The sequence below is a fragment of the Ruegeria sp. G2 genome (genome assembly GCF_056533505.1).
The window spans coordinates 194,029-219,522 of record NZ_JBQFON010000004.1 but is presented as its reverse complement, the minus strand read 5'-3'; the positions used below and the strand labels follow the sequence as shown (position 1 = coordinate 219,522).

17 protein-coding genes are annotated in these 25,494 nt (G+C 54.7%); 13 read left to right on the top strand and 4 right to left on the bottom strand.

Going from position 1 to position 25,494, the window contains the following annotated elements:
• The first annotated feature begins 1 nt into the window (after position 1).
• From ACR0DU_RS09905 to ACR0DU_RS09855, 11 genes are all read left to right on the top strand, one after another.
• Positions 2-2,002, top strand: a complete 2,001-nt coding sequence (locus ACR0DU_RS09905) for a dynamin family protein (protein ID WP_010441391.1) — start codon at positions 2-4, stop codon at positions 2,000-2,002.
• 8 nt (positions 2,003-2,010) lie between these two features.
• A complete protein-coding gene (locus ACR0DU_RS09900; RefSeq protein WP_480874128.1) occupies positions 2,011-3,654 on the top strand; it encodes a dynamin family protein in 1,644 nt (547 codons plus the stop codon).
• 25 nt (positions 3,655-3,679) lie between these two features.
• Entirely contained in the window at positions 3,680-4,081 is a 402-nt protein-coding gene (locus ACR0DU_RS09895) for a hypothetical protein (RefSeq protein ID WP_170780401.1), read from the top strand.
• 24 nt (positions 4,082-4,105) lie between these two features.
• Complete coding sequence (locus ACR0DU_RS09890) at positions 4,106-4,954, top strand: hypothetical protein (protein ID WP_170780402.1); 849 nt, start codon at positions 4,106-4,108, stop codon at positions 4,952-4,954.
• A 70-nt stretch (positions 4,955-5,024) separates the two neighbouring features.
• Positions 5,025-7,067: a dynamin family protein gene (locus ACR0DU_RS09885; protein WP_480874126.1), complete on the top strand. Its 2,043-nt coding sequence runs from the start codon at positions 5,025-5,027 to the stop codon at positions 7,065-7,067.
• The gene (locus ACR0DU_RS09880) at positions 7,064-8,353 is read left to right on the top strand and encodes a dynamin family protein (RefSeq protein WP_480874123.1); all 1,290 of its coding nucleotides are present in this window, start codon (positions 7,064-7,066) and stop codon (positions 8,351-8,353) included. The genes ACR0DU_RS09885 and ACR0DU_RS09880 overlap by 4 nt, the downstream gene beginning before the upstream one ends.
• 340 nt (positions 8,354-8,693) lie before the next feature.
• The gene (locus tag ACR0DU_RS09875) at positions 8,694-10,889 is read left to right on the top strand and encodes a serine/threonine protein kinase (protein WP_480874120.1); all 2,196 of its coding nucleotides are present in this window, start codon (positions 8,694-8,696) and stop codon (positions 10,887-10,889) included.
• A 199-nt stretch (positions 10,890-11,088) separates the two neighbouring features.
• Positions 11,089-12,054, top strand: coding sequence for an FHA domain-containing protein (locus tag ACR0DU_RS09870; RefSeq protein WP_480874118.1), 966 nt, complete (start codon positions 11,089-11,091; stop codon positions 12,052-12,054).
• The gene (locus ACR0DU_RS09865; RefSeq protein ID WP_480874116.1) at positions 12,054-12,833 is read left to right on the top strand and encodes a PP2C family protein-serine/threonine phosphatase; all 780 of its coding nucleotides are present in this window, start codon (positions 12,054-12,056) and stop codon (positions 12,831-12,833) included. The genes ACR0DU_RS09870 and ACR0DU_RS09865 overlap by 1 nt, the downstream gene beginning before the upstream one ends.
• A gap of 23 nt (positions 12,834-12,856) precedes the next feature.
• Positions 12,857-14,119 carry a type 2 periplasmic-binding domain-containing protein gene (locus tag ACR0DU_RS09860; RefSeq protein ID WP_480874113.1) on the top strand — a complete coding sequence of 421 codons (1,263 nt, stop codon included), beginning with the start codon at positions 12,857-12,859 and terminating at the stop codon, positions 14,117-14,119.
• A gap of 44 nt (positions 14,120-14,163) precedes the next feature.
• The gene (locus tag ACR0DU_RS09855; protein ID WP_010441413.1) at positions 14,164-15,270 is read left to right on the top strand and encodes a transporter substrate-binding domain-containing protein; all 1,107 of its coding nucleotides are present in this window, start codon (positions 14,164-14,166) and stop codon (positions 15,268-15,270) included.
• A 388-nt stretch (positions 15,271-15,658) separates the two neighbouring features.
• Here ACR0DU_RS09855 and ACR0DU_RS09850 read toward each other — a convergent pair whose 3' ends face one another.
• The 4 genes from ACR0DU_RS09850 to ACR0DU_RS09835 form a co-directional block, all read right to left on the bottom strand.
• On the bottom strand, positions 15,659-17,872 hold the full coding sequence (locus ACR0DU_RS09850; protein WP_480874110.1) for an NADP-dependent isocitrate dehydrogenase: 2,214 nt from the start codon (positions 17,870-17,872) through the stop codon (positions 15,659-15,661).
• A gap of 211 nt (positions 17,873-18,083) precedes the next feature.
• The gene (locus tag ACR0DU_RS09845) at positions 18,084-19,049 is read right to left on the bottom strand and encodes a sensor histidine kinase (RefSeq protein WP_480874107.1); all 966 of its coding nucleotides are present in this window, start codon (positions 19,047-19,049) and stop codon (positions 18,084-18,086) included.
• Complete coding sequence (locus ACR0DU_RS09840) at positions 19,037-19,714, bottom strand: response regulator transcription factor (RefSeq protein ID WP_480874106.1); 678 nt, start codon at positions 19,712-19,714, stop codon at positions 19,037-19,039. Before ACR0DU_RS09840 ends, ACR0DU_RS09845 begins: the two co-directional genes overlap by 13 nt.
• Positions 19,692-21,158 (bottom strand): DUF4153 domain-containing protein, encoded by a 1,467-nt coding sequence (locus ACR0DU_RS09835; protein WP_480874103.1) that lies wholly within the window; start codon positions 21,156-21,158, stop codon positions 19,692-19,694. Before ACR0DU_RS09835 ends, ACR0DU_RS09840 begins: the two co-directional genes overlap by 23 nt.
• A 169-nt stretch (positions 21,159-21,327) precedes the next feature.
• Here ACR0DU_RS09835 and ACR0DU_RS09830 point away from each other — a divergent pair, with 169 nt between their 5' ends.
• Both ACR0DU_RS09830 and ACR0DU_RS09825 read left to right on the top strand, forming a co-directional pair.
• Complete coding sequence (locus ACR0DU_RS09830; protein ID WP_480874100.1) at positions 21,328-23,634, top strand: Tex family protein; 2,307 nt, start codon at positions 21,328-21,330, stop codon at positions 23,632-23,634.
• A 209-nt stretch (positions 23,635-23,843) separates the two neighbouring features.
• Complete coding sequence (locus ACR0DU_RS09825) at positions 23,844-25,424, top strand: ABC transporter substrate-binding protein (RefSeq protein ID WP_010441423.1); 1,581 nt, start codon at positions 23,844-23,846, stop codon at positions 25,422-25,424.
• Positions 25,425-25,494 lie beyond the last annotated feature (70 nt).

Here is a 25,494-nt window from a genome sequence, read left to right as displayed (position 1 = left end):
CATGGCGCGTAACGACCACCTTCTGTCTGTAGGAAACGAGGCTCTGTCCGAAATGACAGAGACAATGACTTCGTTGACGACGCAGATCGACCAACTGACAGAGGTGGCGGATGCGCGTTCTTCCGCGCGGCTCGCTGCGCTCAAGACTAAAATGGAGAATTTTTCAGCCAGCGTCACAATGGTGGGGCAGGTAAAGGCCGGGAAATCGTCCATCGTCAACATTCTGGCGGGGCGACCAAATCTGCTACCCTCGGATGTGAACCCATGGACGTCTGTGGTGACCACCCTGAATATCAATACCCGGACTGAAGGGGGCACCAAGTCCAAGTTTACCTTTTTCGAGCAAGAAGAATGGGACAACCTGATGGTTGGCGGCGGTCGCTTGGGCGAACTCGCAAACCGTGCTGGTGCTGACGATGAGATGGATGACATCCGCCGTCAGATCGGGGAGATGAAGTCTAAGTCCGAGCAAAGGTTGGGCAAACACTTCGACCTGATCCTTGGCCAAAGTCACCAGTATGACTATTTCGATGATGAACTTGTCCAACGGTATGTCTGTCTTGGGGATGAGGATGACCCAGATATCGACCCAAAGACGGGTCGTTTTGCGGATGTGACGAAATCGGCAGAGCTGTTTATGGATATCCCGCAATATCCGATTTCGCTTAAGCTTTGCGATACGCCGGGTGTGAACGATACATTCATGGTGCGCGAACAGATCACTTTGCGCAGCCTGCGAGGGTCAGAGGTTTGCATAGTTGTATTGGCTGCAAGCCAGGCACTGACCACGATGGATATGGCGCTGATGCGTATTATCGCTCAGTTCGAAAACCGGCAGATCATTCTGTTTGTGAACCGGATTGATGAACTGTCTGACCCGGTCAATCAGGTCCCCGAGATTCGCGATCGCATTCAGGACACCCTGAAGCAGAACAACATTGACGCCAACACAAGCGTTGTCTTTGGCAGCGCCCTGTGGGCTGAGGCAGCTCTCACTGGAAATCCGGACATTCTGACAGAAGAATCGCGCGAGGCATTGAACACTTTCTACCTGGCTGCCGGTTTCGGCGATCAGGCGGCGTCACTCGACAAGATCTGGGCGCTTTCCGGCCTGCCCGATTTGTTGCTCGCGATGAATGAGCGTATTGCCGAAGGCGCCGGAACGCGGCTTTTGGATCGCGTCCGGCATCGGGCGCGCAATATCGCCAGTCAGATTCGGGCGACAGCTGTTGCTAAGACCTTGTCAAACTCGGATGGAATTGTTCGGGATTTAGATGGTGCGTCGCCAGAAGACGCGATTGCGAGGGTTACAGCCGAATACGAAAAGAAAGCTTCCGAGCTGACAACCAAACTGCGCGACAAGGTACTGGAGCGACTTGCCTCGGCAGAAGCGAATTTTGTCAAGCGCGCAACAGATTCTCTGATCTCACATCTTGAGCAAAATGGAGAGCAGGGTACATGGCAATATGACCCGGCCGGGCTGCGAACTTTGCAGAAAGCCGCATATTTCAGCTTTGCCCGTTCGATGCGCAAGGAAGCCGGTGCGCTGTATTCGGCTGCTGCGGCGGATGTTGAGGCTCTGTACCAGAAACTATTGGGCAACCATTTGGGCGAATTCAATATCGAAGCTCCGATCGTGCCACGCGTGCCTCCGCCACTCGGGATTGGGCGCACTATCGCGCTGGACCTGCAAAGCACCTGGTGGCGCCGATGGTGGCAACGCCGAAAGGGCTTTGAGGCCTATGCCGCAGACTACACGCGCTTGATCGCATCTGAGGCGAACTCGATCACCAAAGATATCGAGGAGAACCAGATTGCCGCCGTGCTGGAGAATGTACGTGCTACGCTGACCGACTTTATGGTCGAGCAGAAAGATACGTTGCTCAGCATCTCGCATTCACCTGACAGGGCTGCGGCACAGATCGCCGAGCAGAAGCCACAGAAATCGCGCGACGATATTCTGGGCGATATCCTGAAAGACCTTAGTAACGAAGCAGCATAAGAAGAGTTATGGTAAAAAATTCACAAACCCGCTTCGTCTCTCCCAAGACATGGAACCGCATCGAGCAGTGGTCCCGCCGCAAACCCGTGTTTGCGCTTATGGGGGAATTCAGTGCAGGCAAATCGACGTTGATGAATTTCCTGCTGCGCAAACAGGCACTGCCAACGCAGGTCACAGCTACGCAGTTGCCGCCGATCTGGTTCAGCTGGGGCAATCGGCCCGCTTATATCAAACGCCATGATGGCAGTACGCAGAATATCGAGTTGGATCAGCTTGAACAGGTTGGTGTCAACGACGCCCAGTTCATTCGCATCTTCCTTGAGGCCGATATTCTTGAGGCGGTCGACTTGATCGACACACCCGGGATTTCGGACCCGAAGATTTCGACGGATGTCTGGCAGCGTGCAGTTGGCCAAGCCAATGGTGTGTTGTGGTGCACCCACTCGACACAAGCCTGGCGCGAGACTGAACGTGCCACCTGGGTTTCGCTGCCTGAAAGGCTGCAGCACAAATCGCTGCTGCTGGTGACACGTGCGGATGCTTTAAATCAGAAAGACAGGCAAAAGGTCTTGCGCCGCGTAAATCGCGAAGCGGGTCATTTGTTCAATCGCACGATACTGTTCTCGGCCCGTGATGCCATCATGGCCCGTGACAAAACCGGTGATGCCGAACTTTGGTCACGCAGCGGTGGTGGTAAGATGGTCGACAGTTTCCTGGAGATCACCGAGCAGATTATGGACAAGCGAGCGGATATGCTAGCCCGCTATCAAATTGATAAATCCCTGTCCGAAGCACCAAAAGTGAGCCATTTGCATCCGGAAAGCCGAATGGAAGATGTGCCGTTGGTGCATCAGGATCCGCTGGCTGACACTCCGGCTGAAGCGAGCAGTGATGTTGTCACAAGCTTTCCAATCCGTCCTGCCCGCGTCGAGCGCCGCTCAGAAGAGGCTGAGCGCCCGCGAATTGACGTGGACGAGGCAGAACGGATGCGCGCCGAAATGACCTCTGAAGCAGAACCAGCTGATGAAGATCTGCGATCCGTATTCTCAGAACAATCCGATGACCCTCTGGATCTGAATCTTTTGGCGAACCCGACCCATGACGTCGATGAGTTTGCTTTCATGGATGAAGAAGAGGACCAAGAGGATGCGGAGCTAATTATTCTCGGTCCTGAAGATGAACAAGATGCAACGGTAGAAGCCTCTACATCCGAGGAGACTTTGGTCGATGAGGAGAGCTCGGCTTCGGACATCGAAGTGTCTATCTCGTCGATTACGTCTTTGCTTTCCGAGCAATCTGAGGAATCTACAGAAGAATACGAGCCGGAACCGGAATCAAACTCACTCACGCCAGCCAAAGTGGTTGAATTGAGTAGCGAAGCGAAGTCGAATGAAGAAGCGTCTGAAGAACAGGCAGTCGATCCAAGCGTTCTGCCCTCGGAATCGCCACTCAGCGCATCTGCGATGTGGAGCGAGATCGTAGCGCGGGAAAGTCTGCCTGATGATGCTCAAGGCTTGAAAAGTGCTTTTGCTGCGTTTCTGTCCGAGTATGATCAGATTGCGCTGGAGCACACCGCTCGCAATAGCGAAGCCAGCATGCGACCGGTGGCGGAAGCGCGCAAAAACGGTGGAGCAGAATGGCACGCGATCTGAAACATTCTTTGAGGTGGATATCTGAATGTCGATAGAATCCGCCTTAGCCTCGGCCATCGAGACCATACCCGACTGCGTTGCAGCCGGGTATGTTGATATGGAAACAGGGATGCTATTGGGCATTGATGCTGCAGACCGAGAGAGTTCAGATGCTTTAGAAAATCTGGCGCTTTCAGTTGCTAACCTGTTTCAAAGCCGGGGCACAAAAGGCTTTGAGGAATTGTTGCGCACGGCACAGATAGATGAAACGGTACACCCCGGATTTGGGGAAATCGCGGTGTTCGCCAATGATCGTATACATATCTTTCTGAGAACGCCGAAATACCCGGATCACGTTGTCTGCTATATTTGTCGCGACAGTGCGAATACCGGGCTTGCGCTTACAAAATCACATCTCAGCCTCAGCTCGGTGGCTGCTGCGGTATAGACGGAACCAGAGGGGGTTCACGGTATGATGGATGGCGAAATACTCGAATTGCTCGAAGAAATCGGGCAATCTTCGGTCGCGCGTTTATCTCCCGCAGTATATCTGTCGGGCGAAACTGCGCAGGCAAGACGAGGTGAGGTACTGAACGCTATTCGCGGCACGATCCTGCCAAGGAGGCTAGAGTTCAAGGCGGCCGACGGAGGAATGCTGGCGGTTGAAGTGAACAGCTCTCGGATCACCGATGTCTTTCGCTGTGTTTCGGGGCCTTTACCCGATTTTGAAACCGATGCCCGTGAAAACTTGACGGGCCGACTGGCCCAACTGGTTTCTGACATCGCGATCGCCCCCGGCCCTTTAGAGTTGATTTCGCTCAGACCGGATTCGGCGCTTGAAGCGGATGATGTGGGCATAACATTTTCTGAGGTAGAGGCGGCTTGCGGAAATATTGTTCTACCGGATGAGCGGCGTATGACGATTGTTCCGGATGCCACCCCTGAACCTGAAGTAGAAACGGATCAACAGAGCCCATCGGGGATCACTGATGCATTCTATGAAGGTTCTGAACGCTTTGCTTTGGGACGCTTTTTGATTAGCGATGAGGTCAAATTTGATGGGCTTTGTTCCGAAGGGCAGCCTGCGCATCCAGACGAAAACCTTTTGGCGCGTTTCACCAAAGATCTCCTCGGCTGGCAAGCAGATGTATCTAACATACTGTCAGAGCCGCAATTGATCGTAATGCGACCATCCGGGGGTCAAGGTGTTGGCCTAGCGATCCTGCGCGATGATGAGGACGTTGCAGCCGCGTTTCATGACACCCGTAAGCTGGGCGCTGCTGTCAACCTGTGGAAATCTTTGAAAAACGCCGTCGAATGACCGCGTTCCTGCCAAATAGTGTCCATTTTGCAAAGCTAGATGATAAATACGAGTTACCAGGGTAAATCTTATGAGTGAGTTAAACCGCCGCGAGCTTATTCGCATCGCAGAAGACATGAATGGGATGAGCAATGACGAAACACGTCATTTCATCTCACGCATTGTTGACGATCTGTCGAACCTCAAGCCTTCGATCGCTTTCGTAGGCCAGATCAAGGCTGGCAAGTCTCGCTTGATCAATGGTTTCACCGGGCAGGCGGAATATCTACCCTCAGACGTGAACCCTTGGACAACTGTGATCACCGACATGCATTTCGGCCATCCATCCGGCAGGAAATCGGGTGCCGAGTTTCACTTCTTCGACAATCGCCAATGGCAAGCTCTGATCGCTGAAGGCGAAGAGCTGCGCAATATGTTCCCGGACGAGGAAGACAGCTATAAACGCGAGATGATCGAAGAGCAGGTTGAGGCCATGAAAACCCGCGCCAAGCTGCGTCTTGGTGACAGCTACAAACACTTGTTGGGCCAGCATCACGATCTAGATGAACTAACATCAGACGATCTGGCACGATATGTTTGTGCTGGAGATGACCCAACGGATGAAGGGGAACATGACCCCGGTTCGGACCGAGGTCTTTATAGCGATATCACCCGCAAGGCCGAGGTCTATTTTGACATCGGTCATTTTCCGTATCCGGTAACCGTTACCGATACACCTGGTGTCAACGACCCGCTGCTAATCCGCGAGGAAATTTCGCGCCAATACCTCAAGGAATCAGATTTCTTTGTGGTGGTGCTTTCGGCGCATCAGGCGTTGTCGCGTGCGGATCTGAAATTGTTCCGTCTGATGCAAGCGCTAGAGCTTGGTCAGATTGTGGTTTTCATCAACCGTGTTGATGAATTGGGTGGCGGTGCTGAGGATGCCACGAAGGTGCGCGCTGATGTGTTGGACGGGCTTGAGAATGCTTTAGGTAATTCTGATATCGATGTCCTGATGGGCAGCGCCCAATGGGCGCATTACGCTCTGACCGGTGATGAAACCGGCATTGACCACGATCAGATACTCGCTTGGCTTCGGGCTCATCCTGAGCAGATGAAGCAATACCTGGATGGCGTCGAAGAGATTAAGCAAGGCCCCGGCCCTATCAGCCGCGAAGGCGTATTGCGTTTTGCCGCAATGATCGCGTCGGGCCTGCCCGATCTGCGCCGCCATGTGACCAAAGCTCTGACGGAAGGCCCACGTCAGGAACAACTTAATATGGCTTGGCAGCACCTCAACAGCTTTGCCCAGGGTGAGCTTGAGCGCAGCAACGCGAGGCTCCGTGCGATTGAGGAGGAGGACGGGCCTGACACGGCAGATGTTGAAGAAAATAACAAGACACTTACAGATCTGCGCGCGTTGATTGCAGAGAAATCCCAGGCGATCACCAACGACATGGATGACGTGCTGGCCAATCTGCGCGGCGTAATGGACGATACGGTTGCAGAGGCTGTTTCGATTGTCGTACGTGGTCCCGATGGCCAATCCCCTCTGTTGACCAAAGACGGTGATACCGAGTTGAATTTCACACCGCTGCGTGAGCGGATGCGAGAGCTTGTTCAGGGCGCGACCCAGGTGGTGCGTCAACGCATGCTTAGTGAGCTCTATGCGATCGACATGCAAAGCAATGCTGCCCTGCGTGCCCTGCCTGGTTGGCAGGAGCCGGTGGACAATCGCATGAATACCAGCGCGGTGCGTTGGTTCAGGCCAGACACCAGTGCATTGACGCGGGGTATTACGGTCGAACTGCGTGTGACATGGCTATCGCGACTGATATCGCGCCGCAGCGTTCTGAACCGGGCGGAAAGAATGATTGTACAGGAGTTCGAGATGATCGGTGACGATCTGGTGGATACCGCCAGAATCGATCTGATCGAGCGCATGCAAACGGTGCTGGATCACTATTTGGCACTACTTGCTGGGCATCTGGAACATCGCGCTGGAACCGACGATACAAATGCCCGTGCCGACGCACAACGTGCGGTTGACCAGGCCCGCCGCATAAGCGATGAACTGGGTGCGGTACATGGAACCGCACCCGTGGACACTCGACAGGCAGAGGCCGCAGAATGATTGAATTCCCCGGAACCGAGAAGGAAGTGCGCCAGTTAGAGCGTTTCCTGACCGCTACTGAAAGCGCCCCTTCGTCGGTTGAGCTGGACGATATGCGTTCCCGCGCCTTGGCTCATGCCGAGCGGCTTTCGAACGCGGTGTCAATCGGTTTTGCCGGGGAATTTGGCGCCGGGAAGTCCAGCCTTGCGAACATGCTTGCAGGTGCTGACATTCTGCCCACCGGGCCGCAGCATCTGAAACTGCCGCTGGTTATCGTCGCTTACGCCGATACTCCTGAAACCACCGTTGGTTGGTGGGACAAAGAACCCAAGGTCTACTCAGGGATTGCGCTGGAAAAAGCCGCAGCTGACGAACCTGATTTCATCTCGGTCGGGTTGAACACCCCTGCCCTACAAGAGATCTCGCTATTCGACCTGCCCGGTGCCGGTGCTTTGGATGATACATACAAGCAGACACTGGGATTGCTGGAGTATGTGGACTGCGCCATTTGGTGTACCAACGGAACCAACGCCTGGCGCGAAACTGAACGGCATTTGTGGGCGCAGGTGCCACAGAAGCTGCGCGATAACAGCTTGTTGGCCGTAACCCACGCCGACTTGCCTCCGGTTCGGGATTCTCTGGATCGGGTTGTTGCCCGACTGAATAAAGAAAAAGGTGATCTGTTCCGTGCGGTTGTGCCCATTGGCACGCCGGTTGCCGTGCGTGCTATGGAGCAGGAACCCGAGCCTGACTTTGATCTTTGGGAGACCTGTGGCGGCCAAAATTTGGCCGAGCAGGTACTAAGCGTTGCGTCTGACCATCGACGCCACGATCTCGAAGCGGCTCAGAAGGACTTGGTCGAAGAATTTCTGCCTTATCTGGAAGAACTCATAGGGGTTGAAGCAGAACGTGACGCTAAGGCTGATGGTATTGCGGTCCAATCAAGCTTAGAAACCGCCCTGCCCCCTTTGGATAATCCAATTCTCGAAGATTGGATTGCAGCCATAGCCAGTATCTACAACGACCTGCGTGAAAGCTCGGATATCGAGCCTGCGGCCTTTCTGCAAAGCTGTCAGGAAATTGTTGAGGATTTTGCCGAGAGGTTGGAATCCGGATCCGAAATCGACCCCGAGGCTGATTGGATTCCGGCTGAGTTCGAAAAGGCAACCGACCTGCTGTTGCTACTACAATTCGAGAGTGGCGATGCACCCCTCAAAGACGCGATCAGCATCCTTGCACAGCTTAGCGACAACCTTGCATGGGCCGGCAGCTCGGTCGCGTCTGCCCCTCCGAAAACCGGAACGTAGTTTTTTCCCGCAATAATTGAGCCGCAACGCAGCGATTCGAAAGGATCGGAATCACCGCGCTATTGTTTCGATTTCGTGGACCAAGCGCGGTTTTTGAAGATATAGAATCCGATTAGCTCACCTTAGGAATACACTATATTGTATGCAGAGCGTTAGGCGCTACTATATGTGCGATTTCTGAATTTTTGATCCTTAGTGAAGCCATCAGGTGGCCCAAATAAAGTCAAATTTGAAACGTCTAACCGTCTAAAGTGTCCTGCGGTTGTGTTTGGTTGTGAGTTCGCGGGCTAAAGCCCTGGTTATCTAAGCCGCAAAAAACGAGTAGAATGGGCGGGAAGAAATGAGCCACAACCAGGCTGTCGGCACAACGCACGACGAACCTCAGATCGAAGGATTGCAGCCAGGCGCGAAGCTGCTGCGCGGTCAGTATGAAATTCTCCGTTTTTTAAGCAACGGTGGATTTGGTATAACCTATCTGGCACGCGATAGTCTGGATCGCGATGTTGTCATCAAGGAATGCTATCCTGGCGCACTTTGTCAGCGGAATGGTGATCTGGTCGAAGCCGCCAATCCCGACCACAAGGATGACCTCCGCGCCATTATCGATCTGTTTATTCAGGAAGCGCGCAACCACGCGCGGCTAGTCCACCCAAACATTGTCGACGTGCATCAGGTGTTTGAAGACAACAACACCGCCTATATCGCTATGGACCTGATCCGTGGCTGCGATTTGTTGGACTATGTCGAAAATCCTGACAACAAAAGCGGACCTGATTTCATAGTTCAGGTCACCGAAAAGATGCTTTCTGCGGTGTCGTTCATTCACCAAAGCGGCATGTTGCATCGCGACATATCGCCGGACAATATCCTGATTGACGAAAACGGCGAGCCGGTCCTGATCGACTTTGGTGCAGCGCGCGAACAGGCGGCAAACAAATCGGCGGCCCTATTGACGTTGCGCGTGATCAAGGATGGGTATTCACCACACGAATTTTACGTGCGTGGGGCGGAACAAGGGCCCAGCAGTGATCTTTATGTGCTTGCTGCAACCCTGTATCACGCGATTGGTGGCGAGCGACCGATTGATGGTCAGACACGTCTGAACGCATTCAACAACGGACAAGACGACCCATACATCCCGCTAGCCGGACGTTTCAAAGGCTATCCCGATGGATTCCTTGAGGCGATTGATAAGGCGATGGAGGTTCACACCCCTGACCGCTTGCAAACCGCGTTAGACTGGTTGCGCATGTTCCGTGGTCCCGGGGTGATGTTCGACAGTTTCGCCTACCGCCCGGTCTCAGTCATTGTAGGCATGGATCGTAAAGACGAGCAGGCCGAAAAAGAACGGATCAAAGCGGAAAGCGAGAATGCCGAAGCTGTTGTGACTGCCTTGCTTGCAGGGAATTCTGATCTGGCGCTCGGCAATGAGGAAAAATCCGAAGACGATCTCGCAAAATTTGCACCCAAAGACGAAGCCGTCGCAGCAGTAGATACCGTTATCAAAAGCGGTTCAGGTGGCAGTGGCAAGGTAATCGCAGGTGCCGTTGTCGTCGCGGCGGCGTTGGCAGCCGGTGGGTACTTCATGTTGTCAAGTGATCAGCCGACACATGAGGCAACTCAGGTAACACCCGACTCTATCGAGGCAACGCCGGAGCCGATCGAGCAGGCCGCAGTTTCCCAGACCGAACCGCAACAGGTTGAAACTGTCTCGGTCACAGAGCCTGAGGTCGTAGCGGCAGACCCAGAAGATGCACAGGCAGAACCGGTTGTCGAAACAGAAACCAAACAGGAAGATCCTGTCGAGCAAACACAAGTGGCATCAGAGGTGCCCGCTGCAGTTGATGCGGAAACCGCTCCCTCAGATGAAGCCGAAGATGCAGCGGTACAGACAGCGCTAAACGATGAGACCACTTCAGAACCGGTGACTCTGGCGGAAAATCAAGTGGCCTTTGGGCATTGGGATATTGAAGTGCCCTTTGACATCTCCAAACGTCGCAGTGCGACAGGCAGTGTCATTGCGATCAATGATGTCGACGCGAACCTGAACACGGCTGTCATCGGCGACTGGGTGAAGCGTGGAACCACAATCTTTAGGCTCAACAGCGAGCCGATCCGCCCGGATGCAACTCTGGTTTCACAGGTTCTGGATAATTTCTCGGTCGATCCGGACGGGTATATCCGTGTTGCTGCGCGTTATCGTGAACTGGGTCAGACGCGTGCACAAAACGGGCTTTTGGCACTGCCTGCCCATCGTATGTTTGGATTGCAGAACGGATACACTTTTAAAGCCCATCATACAGGTGACGCGGGGTGGCAAACCGTTGTTGCCTCTGCCCCGGAAAACAGCGTGGGGGGCTTGCAAAAAGGTGATGTTGTTCTGCGTGAAGCGCAGACAGGTACGGCACTCGACCAGCCAGAAAGCCTTGATGACATTCTCGCTGTTCTTGCTTCCGACAATCAGCCCCAGGCGCGCTTGATCATACTGCGTAATGGCGGAGAAGGCACTGCGGTTATGCAGCTAACGCAGGAGTAATTGAACCGGTTTATGTGAAAATCGCCAGTGTGTGTACTGGGGGCGGCATCTCCATCGTCGCCCCGTCGGGAACCGGACCGTCGCGAAGTAAGAGTTTCCCTGTTTCTTATTCAATAGTGCCTCTGCCCTTTTAGGCAGCGGTTAGTAGCCATCCTGCGGGCTGATCCCCGCAACAGAAAACAAAGAAGGTGTCGTCACCATGTTTAAATACAAAAGCCCTCTTAGCCGGCTTCTCGAGGGTGCCGGCAAACCGAAACAAGATGAAGCGGTGGAAGCAGACGTGGTACCGGATGAAAAGCCTGAGCCAATTGCCGACTTCAACGCACTGCGCGCTGCACTGGCTGGTGGCAACGTGAGTTCAGACAACTATGAAGAATCTGACGAATTAATTCCGGAGGAGCCTATGCCGGAGTTCGAAGAAGATCAGATCGTTGAAGAAATTGTGGAAGAAGAAGCGTCTGACTTGCAGGAAGCTGAAGACGAAGACGAGCAAATTGTGACGCTTCATCTCAGCACTGAGGATGAAGCCGAGGACGATAAGACACTCGCCGCCGTCGCGGAAATTGCGACTGCGGAGCCTGAGGAAGCCTTTGAAACTCAAGCAGAGATCGAAGAAATTGCGGAGCCTGAGCCCGCACCCGAGCCGGAGGCTGTCTCGGTTGTAGAAGTGACTGAACCTGATGCGCCAGCCGCGCCTGCAGAAGACCGGCGTTCGCGTGTGAAGACCACTTTCCTGGGCTTTGAGCGGGCAGACACGCATGTTCAGGACTTGATGGAAACAGCCGAACCTGTCGCAAAAGCCGAGGCCGTGCAACAAACTTTCCCTGTCGGATGGTTGGTTGTAACCGCCGGTCCGGGGCGAGGTGCGGCTATCACATTAACCGAAGGGTTGATGCAGATTGGCCGGAACGATGATCAAGCTATTCAGCTGGACTTTGGCGATACCGGAATCTCGCGCAGCAACCATGCTGTTATCGCCTATGATCCTGAGGATCGGAAATGTTATCTGGGTCATGGCGGCAAGGCCAATCTGGTCCGTCTGAATGGCAAACCCGTGCTGAGCACCATTGCCCTTTCAAACGGAGACTCGATCCGCATCAGCGAGACATCGATCCGTTTCATGGCCTTCTGCGATGATGGCTTTGACTGGCGGGATGCCGATTAATGCTGGCGACCCCTGCATATGATATTGCCCTGATCCTGGACCAGGGTCAGCGCGACTCGCAGGAAGACGCGATTGCCGCACGGGTCTCTGATACGGCGGATGCAGGATATGTCGTCGTTGCCGATGGTATGGGTGGCCATGATGCAGGTGAAGTTGCCTCGCAGCTGATCATTTCTGCCTGGCGCGACGCGATGGATGCCCAGTTGGATGAGCCTGACCTTGTTCAGAGCGAACTGCTCGACGCTCTGCCGATGGCCGCAATGCAGGCTAACGCCGCAATCGCCAGCCATGGCGAAGAGAACAAGGTCAACTTGGGCTCTACCCTTCTGGGCATGCTGATGTTGGAACAGCGGATCTTTTGGATTTCGATCGGCGATAGCCCCTTGTATCTGTTTCGCGATGATACCCTGTCACAGATCAACGAGGACCACTCGATGGCCCCGATGATCGATGCGCAGATCGCGCAGGGTCTGCTCAGCGCAAAAGAGGCGCAGATGCATCCGGATCGCAACCAGCTGACCTCGGTCATCATGGGCGCTGCAATCCCGAAGGTTGATTGCCCGGAACAGCCTTTAGACCTGGTGTCGGCAGATATTCTGATCCTTGGCAGTGATGGACTGCAATATCTCGATAACACCGAGATCGAGACTTTGCTGCGCACTCATTATCAATCTCCGGCCCGCGATATCGCCGACGCGCTTCTTCAGGCGCTAAAGGCCAAAGCAGACCCGGATCAGGACAATATTTCAATCGCCGTGGTTAAACCGGCACAGACATGAACTAGGCAGAGAAACAGGAAAAAATGAGAAACCATCTTATCATATCCGGCCTCGCTCTAGCAGCCGCAACAGGGACGGCTTCAGCGCAAGAGGCATGTTCAACCTACGAGATCCAACGCGGCGATAGCCTACGGGAATTGGCGATCGCGGTGTATGCGACCGAAGACTATCGGCCAATATACGATGCAAACCGCGATGTAATTGGCTCGAACCCAAATATCATTCGTGTCGGTGATATTTTGACATTTCCCTGTCTGGAGGATTTGGGGCGTGAAGCTCTGGTTCCTGATACCGAGGCTGGTCGTATAGCGGCGGAAATGGCGGCGGAATTAGTTAAAGCAGCGGAAGAGCGCGCTGAAAAAGCCATTGCCGAAGCAGAGGCACGCGTGGCTGCTGCTGAGGCAGAAGCGCAAAAAGCAAGCCAAGATGCGGTAGTTGCTGCAAAAGCGGCGGCTTTGGAAGAAATCGAAGCCGCTCGTGCCGAAGGTGCAGCGCTGATCCGAGACGCAAAGGGTGGCGAGCGCCCGGAAGTTCGTGACCGTCAGATCTTGATGATCACAGGTGGCAACTATGCTCCGTTCACGGACGAGGCTTTACCAAATCGTGGGCTTTATACGAACCTCGTGGAAACAGCGATGCTGCGAGCCGCGCCCGAACAGCCGTATAAAATTCAGTTCGTGAATGACTGGTCTTCGCACCTCGATCTACTGATGCCAACCCTTGCCTTTGATGCCACATTCCCTTGGTCGCGTCCAAATTGCGAAGCGGCGGATGGTCTGTCTGAAAAGGACCGTACTCGGTGCGAAACCTATAACTTCTCGAACCCGTTCTACGAAGTTGTAGATACCTTCTTTGCGAAGGGCGGGTCGGGTTATGAACAGACTCTGACCTATTCGGATTTCGCAGGCGCCACGATCTGTCGACCAGAAGGCTGGTCGTTGTCACATATGGATGCGGTTGGTCTCTATGAGCCGGCAATCACCCTGATGCGGCCAGTATCGCCGGATGATTGTTTCCATGCGGTCATGGATGGCACCGCCGATATTGTCGCAATCGAAGCCCATTTGGCGGTCGAGGCAATTGGACGGCTCGGCTATGAGCATCAGATCATCGAAAACCCCAACCTGGCGGCAATCAAGTCGCTTAACGTCATGACCCACAAAGATAATCCAGATGGGGAAGCCGTCCTTGAGACGCTCAACCAGGGTCTGGCGATCATGCAGCAATCTGGCGAGTGGCGCGACATCGTATCAACGGCACTGCGCTATCAAATGGAAAATGGCTAAGGCCCCCGAAGGCCTGACAAAACAAAAGTCTGGAGGAAGTGGACATGTTTAACAAGAAACTGAAGAAAGCAGTACTGTCGGCAACAGCCCTCACCGCCCTGAGCGCAGGCGCAGCCGCCGCACAAGAGGCCTGCTCTAACTATACCGTTCAGGATGGTGACACACTGGCAACCATTGCCATCGCCGCCTATGGAACCTCGAACTATCAGCCGATATTCAACGCGAACCGCAACGCGATCACCAATCCAGGTTCGCTTGAAAATGGCTTGGTTCTGGCTTTGCCCTGTGAGGATGGCAGCCTGCCAAACGGCCAGAGCGCGCAAGAACTGATTGCTGCTGAAGAAAAGCGTGCAGCGAGTGTCAAACGCTCGAACGTCTATGCACCGCCGATCAAGATGGTCGCAGGCAACGGTTGGGAACCGTTCACAACAGAAGACCTGAGCGGCGGCGGCATCATGACCCGCCTAGCTACAACAAGCCTCCAGCGTGCAGGCAACAGCCGCGACTTCTCGGTCAGCTTTGTAGATGACTGGAGTTCGCATCTGGACACACTGTTGCCATTGGGTGCGTTTGATATTTCGATCGCGTGGACTGTACCGGATTGTACCAACCGCTCTTATGAGTGGTCTGCAGAGACCGAAGCCCGCTGCACCCAATTTGTCGCTTCTGTTCCGGTATATGACATCGTCGGCGGCTTCTTCACTTTGCCTGAAAGCGAGTACGCAAAGGCAACGGATTTCTCAGACCTTGAGGGATCAACCATTTGCCGTATGGCAGGCTGGAGCATGGTTGTACTGGAAGAACAAGGTCTGAACCGCGAGAATACAACGGTTGTTCAGCCCAATTCGGCCCGAGATTGCCTTGATGCGGTATTGACCGGAACCGCAGATGTGGCCGCGTTCGAGGTCGACCTGTTCGCATCGACAATGAAAGACATGGGTTTGACTTCGGCTGACATCGTTGAAAACCCGTATGTATCCACTCTGTCGTCGATGAGCTTCCTCGCACATCGCACCAACCCGTTCGCACGCGAATACATTGCGATGATGAACAAGGGTCTGATTGAGATGCGTGAATCCGGCGAATGGTATGCGATTATCTCGGACACGCTGCGCGAACAGAACGAAAAGCTAAACGCGGCATCCAACTAATCCCTCGGTCGATACGACCATTTTGGGCCGGTCTTCTGACCGGCCTTTTTTTTAACAGGTCATTACTGACGAAAGAGAGTAGTAGAGCGCAAGAACCACAAGGCGAAGAATCACGGGTCGAAAACAGTGTATTGGGCTTAAAGCGCAGACATAATGCTAACAAAAAACACTTTTTGCTAATAAAAAGCAGCTTCCTACGGGAATCCCCCAATATTCAGCGCGAGTAATAAGCGTAGGATTAACTCAACTGCACCGGTGAGGCGATAGCCCCACCACTCACTCAGAAAAGGGCTGGCTATGGGGGTCGGCCCTTTTCTTATTCTGGAAACAAAGAACCGGCCCGCAATGGGGCCGGTAGATTTTTTGGGCGGCGGTGCCTGAACCGCGCTTAATCAATTAGCGCGTTCAACGTCGCACTTGGCCGCATTACAGCTGCCGCTTTGGCGGGATCGGTGTGATAATAACCACCCAAATCCGCAGGAGCGCCTTGGGCCGCTGCCAGCTCTGCCAGAATCTGTTCTTCCTTGTCTGCCAGTTCTTTTGCAAGCGGTCCAAACTCGGCGGCAAGATCAGCATCATCGGATTGCGCAGCCAGAGCATCGGCCCAGTAGCGGGCGAACCAATAGTGGCTATCGCGGTTGTCCGGCTGACCAACCTTACGACTGGGCGACTTGTCGTTGTCCAGAATGCCCTGTGTCGCCGCTTCGGCAGCCGCACCCAGCACGCCCGCTTTGGCGTTGCCCTTACTGTCTGCCAGGAAGTTCAGAGACTCTCCGAGTGCACAGAACTCCCCCATTGAGTCCCAGCGCAGGTGGTTTTCTTCGACCAACTGCTGCACGTGCTTCGGAGCCGAACCGCCCGCGCCGGTCTCAAACAAACCACCGCCATTCATCAATTTAACAATCGACAGCATTTTGGCCGATGTGCCCAGTTCGAGGATCGGAAACAGATCGGTCAGGTAGTCCCGCAACACATTACCGGTGATGGCGATGCTGTCCTTGCCTGCCGTGATGGTCTCCAACGACTGGCGGGTTGCCTCGCGCGGGGCCATGATTAGGAATTTGTCGGCCACACCCGCAGCCTCAAGCGCGGGTTTGACATATTTGATCAGCTCGGCGTCATGGGCACGGTTGGCATCTAGCCAGAAGATGGCCTCGGAACCAGTCAGGCGCTGACGGTCCATCGCCAGTTGGATCCAGTTCTCGATCGGAGCTTTCTTGACGGTACAGGCGCGCCAGATGTCACCCTTTTCAACTGCATGCTCATGCAGCGTTTCGCCATTGGCCAGCACGATACGGATGGTTCCATCTGCAGGCGCTTCGAACGTCGTCGGGTGCGATCCGTATTCCTCGGCTTTCTGCGCCATCAATCCAACGTTGGCGACGGCGCCAGCGGTGGCTGGGTTCAGCGCACCATAGGTTTTAAAAAAGTTGATGGCCTCATCATACACCGGTGCATAGCAACGGTCAGGGATCACGCAGTTGGTATCGCCCTTGGCACCCGTTTCATCCCAACCTTTGCCGCCTGCGCGGATCACGGCGGGCATCGACGCGTCAATGATCACATCTGACGGTACATGCAGGTTGGTGATGCCGCGATCAGAGTCCACCATGTACATTGAGGGGCGATCTCCTTTGATCGCGTCGATTGCAGCGACGATTTCCGCGTTGCCCTGAACCCGTTCAAGCAGATCACCGAGCCCTGAGTTCGGATTTACGCCTAACGCCTCCAGCTCTGCTCCGAATTTTTCGAAAACCGGTGCGAGCCACGCCCTGACTGCATAGCCGAAGATAATCGGGTCGCTGACCTTCATCATCGTAGCCTTCATGTGCAGCGAGAACATGGTCCCGTCTTTCTTGGTGTCTTCGATGGCATCTACAAGGAAGGAGGACAGAACCTTGACCGACATAAAAGTTGCATCCGCCACGGTACCTTCAGCCAGCGGCCATCCGTCTTTCAGAACTGTTACCCCGCCGTCTTTACCGACGAATTCAATCTTTGCATCGCCAGCCTGCGCTGCCGTGATAGTTGCCGATTTCTCGTTGGCGTAAAAGTCGTTGCCTGACATCGACGAAACTTTGGTCTTGCTGTCAGCGCTCCATTCCCCCATCGAATGCGGGTTTTTCTGAGCATAATTCTTTACGGCACGTGCAGCACGGCGGTCGCTGTTGCCTTCCCGTAGCACAGGGTTCACAGCTGATCCTTTGATCGCGTCATACCGCGCGCGGATTGCCTTTTCTTCGTCTGTCGAAGGCTCTTCAGGATAGTTTGGAATGTTGTAGCCCTGCGACTGCAGCTCTTCGATGGCAGCCACCAATTGCGGTACCGAGGCCGAGATGTTCGGCAGTTTGATCACATTTGCATCTGGAGTTTTCACCAACTCGCCCAATGCAGCTAGGTCATCAGTGATGCGTTGTTCGTCTGTCAGGTTCTCGGGGAAGGTCGCAATAATACGCCCGGCAAGCGAAATGTCTTTGGTACCGACGCTGACACCAGCGGCTGATGCAAACTTGCGGATGATGGGCAGGAACGAGGCGCTCGCCAGTTCAGGCGCTTCGTCTACAATGGTATACAATACGTCGAAGTTCGATTTTTCTGCCATATTCCCTTACCTTTTTTAAGCCTTTCAGGGGCGTGCGATCCAAGAGTATGTGCCGCTGTAGTTTTGGCACCGAGCCGTAACGGGACACGACGGCCCCACGGGTGACTCTGATTTGACAGGGCCTCCAATAAATGAGGATTGGCTTAGGATCAATCGAATACAGAGGCGCAAATTGACACGGGCCTTAATACCTTTTGCTGATGCCTATTTTTCACTCATCCGGGAAACGGATTTCAAACTGCGTACCTCTATCGGAAGGGATCAGCGCAATATGCCCGCCATGCGCGTTCATCAGATTAGCGACGATAGTCAATCCCATACCGGTCCCTCCCCGTTCGCGGGCTGTGGTGAAGAACGGATTGAAGATATGATCCCGGTTCCAATCGGATATGCCAGGTCCATCATCCTGAATTATCAACCGTTCGGCTTCCGCCGTCAGGGCCACCCGCCCTGCCCCGTGTCGGCGGGCATTGTCTAACAGTTGGTTCAACACAATCCACAGGCCAGAAGAGGCAAGAGGAAGGGTCCGCTCGCACCCTTCAACGCTGATATCCAGTTCGGGAAATGACGTACGCATTTTGTGGGCAAGTCCAGCGATCGTGGATGTTCCATGGTGTTCAGGCACCCTTGCCTGGGCAACACGATTCAAGGCGGCAAGCTGCATTTGCATTTGATCGCTTGCGCCCAGTATCTGGTGTAACAATGTGCGATCCTGATCTGTAAGTGCATCGGCCTCCGTCAATAACTCGCCTGCAGCGCGGATTGCTGTGACCGGGGTTTTCAGCTCATGTGTGACGTGATCTGCAAACACACGGATCGAAGCTTCGCGCCGTTGTAAAGTATCTGCCATACTCAGCACTGAACCGGCGAGGCGAGACAGCTCCTGCGTTCCAAAGTGATCGGGTGGCTCGGCCGGCTGACCCTGTTCCACCGCGCTTGAATAAGAAGCGAGCGCCGAAATCGGTCGGAGTAATAGCCGGACCATAAGATACCCAAGCACTCCGGTCGCGCAGCCGATCAGGACCGCCAGAAGACCTGCAGCATTGCGAAATCCGATTTCAGGTCCGAGGTAGCGCAAAGCGATCAGACCCAGCAGAGACAAAACGAGCGTACCTGCCAGACCTCCGCCAAGAACAAATCCCAATGAAGGACGCCATTTGCGCCTTAACCCGGCCATGTGCCCATCCGTAACCCGATTCCGTGCACGGTCTCGATGGCCCCGATCCAGCCTTGATCCCCAAGCTTGCGGCGAAGATTCCTTAGATGACTGTCCAGTGTGCGGTCGGCTACGGCGCTACCTGCGCCATAGATCGCATCGATCAATTGAGGGCGCGAGACTATAGCCTCGGGTGTTTGCATCAATCGGCGCAGGATTGACAACTCGGTTGCGGTCAACGCGAGTATAGACCCATCAACCCAAACCGAATGGCCGGAAACATCCAACTCTACAGGGCCATGCCGAAGATTCTTGGTCGAGCCTTCTGCGGTACTGCGTTTGAGGATGGCTTTGATCCGCGCAACCAGTTCGCGCGGGCTGAAAGGTTTGGTGACGTAATCGTCGGCCCCCAGTTCAAGCCCCAAAATTCGGTCTATCTCATCCTCGCGTGCGGTCAGGAACAGGATCGGTACGTCAGAACGCGCCCGCAGGCGACGACAGACCTCAAGTCCGTCAAGCTCGGGCAAGCCGACGTCCAGCACAACCAGATCAGGCGCTTCCCGTATTGCATGGGTCAGCGCCATCTGACCGTCGCGCGCTGTGACCGTCTGATAGCCTGCCCGCTCGAGCGTGATCGAAACCAACTCGCGCAGGCGCGGATCATCATCCACGACGAGGATTTTCATCAACCTTCTCCGGCAATGGTTCGGCGTTCAGATTACGGATCACTCGATCTGCGCGAAAGCCCCAATTCCTCCAATTGTCGATGACCGGAGGGATTGCGCAATCCCGCAGTCGGCTGTCTTTCATCAATTCGGCCGCAGCCATCTGATTGAGCTGGCATGCGTAGTAGAAATCAAACCGAACCGGATGCTCAATATTCCAGCGGGCAATCAATGCGGCGAAATTTACAAAACAGCACGCATAGAGCACGATAATCCCCAAAGCTGTTGATCGGACCAATAGCCACCGGTTCGATTTGCCTTTCAGAATTTGCCATCCGGTCAGGCTCAATCCCACCACAACAAGCACCATCCACATCGCAGCGTGAACCCGTAGGTAGGTCAACCCGTAGGATTCCACATATAGCGACAAGCGCATCATGGAAGAGATCACCAGCAGCACGTTCTGCGCAAGCCATAACATCATCCATCTTGTCAGCCCTGACCGCTCGTTCAAAAAAGGCCGTGCAACCAGCGCAAACGCGCCTGCGAGCAAAGCCGTTGCCAACAACGGATAGGCGCCGCGATGCGCATATTCCGCATTGCTCATCCCTTTGGGAAGTTCCGCGCTACCCCACAGAAACACGACATCCATACTGGTTTGGATCGCCAGAAGTATGTTGAATGTGATCAGTGCGTTGGCAACAGACTGTGCGTTCACGCCGAACGCCGGAAAGCCACGCCTCTGCTTGGGTCCTAACCGCGGGGTTAGCAATTCTGGTTGTCGGACAACCGCGAGGACCGGCCAGATGAGTATTGCGGCTCCGAACCAAAACAACAGCCGATCGAAGCGCAGATCAAAATGCCATATCAGATCGCTCCAATCCGATAAAACTGGGTTGGCTGATATTATCAGAGAGGCCAGAACCAATGCCCCACCAACAGGGAAGCTCCACTCACGCAAAATGCGATGCGCTATCCTTTGGTCCTTAGATACAGAATGACTGTGTTGAGCCACCTCAATCCCTTGTCTGATCGATAGCAAGGGATATTGGGACAGAAACCGGCGCACCGAGGTCCCCTGACATTGCCCTGACACGGCCCAACATAACGCCCCGGTCGATCCGCCCAGCAAGAAGGCCAAGGACAAGGCCTGAACATATTCCGCGACCGGCAATATGCTGAGGACCAAAAGCACCGCCGGTCCCGTCATACCAGCACGGCGGCCCAGCAATACCCAAACAACTCCGGCAACCGCGAGCGCATAGGCCGCTAAAGAAATGCCGGGCGCATGTTCGAAAAACAATACATCTGCTAGTGCAACTAGAATGACCAATCCGACGGTGGCATCGCAATTACTTGGTCCCGTTGTGCCATCTTCTTTGCTCGGATTCTTGTCAGCGGCGTCAAGCCACCAACTATCCTGTAAAACCGACGCAGGAACACCGCGCACGATGAACTGTCCCATATTACTGCTCCTTGTTTATGCTGGCCCTATTTGGCCCGCTTGGGTGCAGATCACCGCGCAGCGGTCGTGCAGATTTTGTGCAGAGACGGTTTTTCCCAGATCAAGGCCTCTTTCCCTTGCACCTTTAGCTGGCTAAGACGGTTTTCCAACCGTAAGTCAGGAGGCCCCTTTGGACCGTATCGCCCGCACTATCGCCACCGAAATCAACGCACGTCCGGAACAAGTTGGGGCCGCCGTTCGGTTGTTGGACGAAGGTGCGACCGTGCCCTTTGTCTCCCGCTATCGGAAGGAAGTGACGGGTGGCTTGGACGATACACAACTGCGCACACTGTCCGACCGCCTAACCTATCTGCGCGAGCTTGAGGCCCGACGCGAGGCGATTCTGGCCTCGATCAAAGATCAGGGAAAACTAACGGATAATCTGGCGAAATCGATTGTCCAGGCCGAGACCAAGGCGCAACTGGAAGACATTTATCTGCCCTTCAAGCCTAAGCGTCGGACCAAGGCGATGATTGCCCGTGAGAATGGCTTGGAACCGCTGGCCGATGCCATTCTGACTGACCGTTTAGCGGAGCCAGAGGGCTTGGCCGAGAAGTATCTGAATGAGGCCATTCCCACGGCCAGAGACGCCCTGAATGGCGCACGTGACATCATCACGGAACGACTGACCGAGAACGCTGTACTGTTGGGAGAACTGCGCAACTTCATGCAACGCGAAGCGCTGCTGAGTGCGAAAGTTGTCGAGGGAAAAGAACAGGAGGGCGCTAAGTTCAGTGATTACTTCGATCACTCGGAGCTTTGGTCGAAGACCCCATCGCATCGGGCGCTCGCAATGTTGCGTGCCTCAAAGGAAGGTATCGTAACACTCGATATCGCGCCGGAACCCGAGGCAGGGGCTGCACGGGCCGAGGCCATGGTGGCGGCTCATCTGAACACTCGCGGTGATACGCCGGGAGATAAATGGCTGCGCAAGGTCGCGGGCTGGACATGGCGGGTCAAGCTGTCGCTGTCGATGATGGTCGAGTTGATGGCTGACCTGCGCAGCCGCGCGCAGGACGAGGCAATCCAGGTGTTTTCGCGCAACCTCAAAGACCTGTTGTTTGCAGCTCCGGCAGGCGCACGCCCGACGCTGGGGTTGGATCCCGGCATACGCACTGGGATCAAGGCAGCCGTAGTGGATGCAACCGGCAAGGTGGTTGCAACGGATACACTCTATCCTTTTCAGCCCAAGAACGACCTGCGAGGTGCGCAAGCTGCGATCCTGAAACTCATCGCCGCCCATAAGATCGAGCTTATTGCCATTGGCAACGGCACAGCCAGCCGCGAGACCGAACGTTTGGTGGCAGACACGTTGTCGCTGTTGCCCAACACGGTTAAAGCGCCCACCAAGGTCGTTGTGTCCGAAGCCGGAGCTTCAGTCTACTCCGCCTCCGAACTTGCTGCGCGTGAATTTCCTGATCTTGACGTTTCGCTGCGTGGGGCGGTTTCGATCGCACGCCGCCTGCAAGACCCGCTGGCCGAACTGGTCAAAATTGAGCCAAAAAGCATCGGGGTTGGTCAGTACCAGCATGATGTCGATCAGCACCGTTTGTCGCAATCGCTGGAATCAGTGATCGAAGATGTGGTGAACGCAGTGGGTGTGGACCTAAACACTGCATCGGCACCGCTTCTCTCACATGTCTCAGGTCTTGGCCCGGGTTTGGCTGATGCGATCGTAAGCCATCGGGATATCCACGGTGCCTTCGCGTCTCGTCAGGATTTGTTGAAGGTGGCCCGCCTTGGCCCGCGCGCCTTCGAGCAATGTGCAGGATTCTTGCGTATCCGGGATGGATCAGAACCTTTGGATGCGTCTTCGGTTCACCCCGAAGCCTATGATGTCGCCCGTCGGGTGGTAGCGGCCTGCGGGCGCGATATTCGCCAGATCATGGGGCACGACGGTGCCTTGAAAGGCCTGCGCGCCGAACAGTTTGTGAACGACAATTTCGGTTTACCCACGGTGCGAGACATATTCACCGAACTTGAAAAGCCAGGCCGAGACCCCCGGCCAAGTTTCAAAACCGCATCCTTTACCGATGGTGTTGAAGAGATCACAGACCTGAAACCTGGCATGGTTTTAGAAGGTACCGTTACCAATGTGGCCGCCTTCGGCGCATTTGTTGACATCGGTGTGCATCAGGACGGGTTGGTTCATGTCAGCCAACTGGCCGATCGGTTCGTAAAAGATCCGCATGAAGTGGTTAAGACAGGGCAGGTTGTCAAAGTCAGGGTGGTTGAGGTCGACGTACCTCGTAAACGCATTGGGTTGTCCATGCGCAAGGATGGTGGAGCTTCTGCCCGTGAGGACAATGCGCTTCGTAGCAAGGGCAAACCCGCGCGACCAGTTAAACCGGGGGAACAGCGGCGCGGACATGGGGGCCAGAGCACCCAGAACGGTGCTTTTGGTGACGCCCTCAGAGACGCCTTCAACAAACGTTAGGTTGCGGCCCCTGCACAAGGCAACTTGGCGGCGTGTTCCTCACGGCATACCAGTCACCTGATCCCCGGCAGAGCGGAGGACAAAACGGGGGGCTAACATTCGGGTGTTGCAACTCGGGCGATGATCTGGATGATGCTGATCCATGATGGCCGACAAATTCGGCCAACCGCATGAAAATGCGGTCACAACAAAAAATGGGGAGACGACTTATGTCATTCAAAACTCTGATGCTTGCCGCCAGCGCAACAGCGATGATCGCGGCGGGTGCTTCGGCGGAAACGCTGCGTTGGGCGCGCGCCGGTGATGCACTGACGCTGGACCCGCACGCGCAGAACGAGGGTCCAACTTCGGCCATGGCGCACCAGATCATGGAAACTCTGGTGATGCGTGATCATTCCGGTGCACTAGTACCCTCTCTGGCAACTGAATGGGCGCCGTCCGAAGACAACCCGAACGTCTGGGTATTTAAACTGCGCGAAGGCGTCACGTTTCACGATGGGGCCGAGTTTGACAGCGATGACGTTGTATTCTCGCTAAACCGCGCCATGACGCCGGATTCCGATTACAAGGAACTGCTTGCTTCGGTGAAAGAGGTGCGTGCACCCGACAAGTTCACGGTTGAAATCGAAACTGATGGCCCAAACCCGATCATGCCCAACAACCTGACCAACATGTTCATGATGGACAAGGATTGGGCTGAGGCAAACAATGCCGTCAAGGTGCAGGACTATGAAGGCGGTGAGGATACCTTTGCAGCTAAGAACGCCAATGGCACCGGACCTTACAAGCTGGTCAGCCGCGAACCGGACGTGAAAACCGTTCTGACTGCCAACGAGAATTACTGGGGTAAGGATGAATTTCCGCTTCAAGTGACTGAGATCGTCTACACCCCAATCCAGAACGCCGCGACACGCGTCGCCGCCTTGTTGTCGGGTGAAGTGGATTTCATTCAGGACGTACCGGTGCAGGATCTTGAGCGTGTCGCCGGAACCGATGGTCTGGATGTACGGACAGCACCACAGAACCGGGTGATCTTCTTTGGTATGAACATGGGTGACGCCGATCTGACTTCGGACAATGTGGATGGTAAAAATCCGCTGGCTGATGTCCGTGTTCGTCAAGCGATGTCGAAAGCGATCAATCGTGATGCGATCAAACAGGTCGTGATGCGTGGCCAGTCTGCTCCTGCAGGCATGATCTCACCCCCGTTTGTTAATGGTTGGGACGCAGATATGGACGCATCTTCGTCAACCGATATCGAAGGGGCCAAGGCGCTGATGGCCGAAGCGGGCTATCCTGATGGATTCTCGCTGACCCTGAACTGCCCGAATGATCGCTACATCAATGATGAGGCAATCTGTCAGGCGGCGGTTGGCATGCTGGCCCAGATCGGGGTCACCGTGAACCTAGACGCAAAACCCAAGGCGCAGCACTTCCCGTTGATCAACAATCTGGAGACCGACTTCTACATGCTGGGTTGGGGTGTTCCGACATATGACTCGGAATACATCTTCAACTTCTTGGTGCACTCGAAGGGTGAGAAGTATGGCTCTTGGAATGGCACGCGGTACTCCAACCCTGATTTAGATGCAAAGATCGTAGCCCTGGCCTCGGAAACCGATCTACCCGCGCGCGATCAGCAGATCGGAGACATCTGGCAAGTTGTTCAGGACGAGCAGCTGTATATCCCGATCCACCACCAGGTATTGAACTGGGGTATGAAATCGGGTGTCGGCACCATCGTTGAACCGGAAGATTCACCGAAGATCAAATACTTCGAGATGAACTAAACCATCCAATTGGATGTTGATCAGGGCGCGTTTTCGCGCCCTGATCTTGTTTGTGCCGCAGGTAACGGGA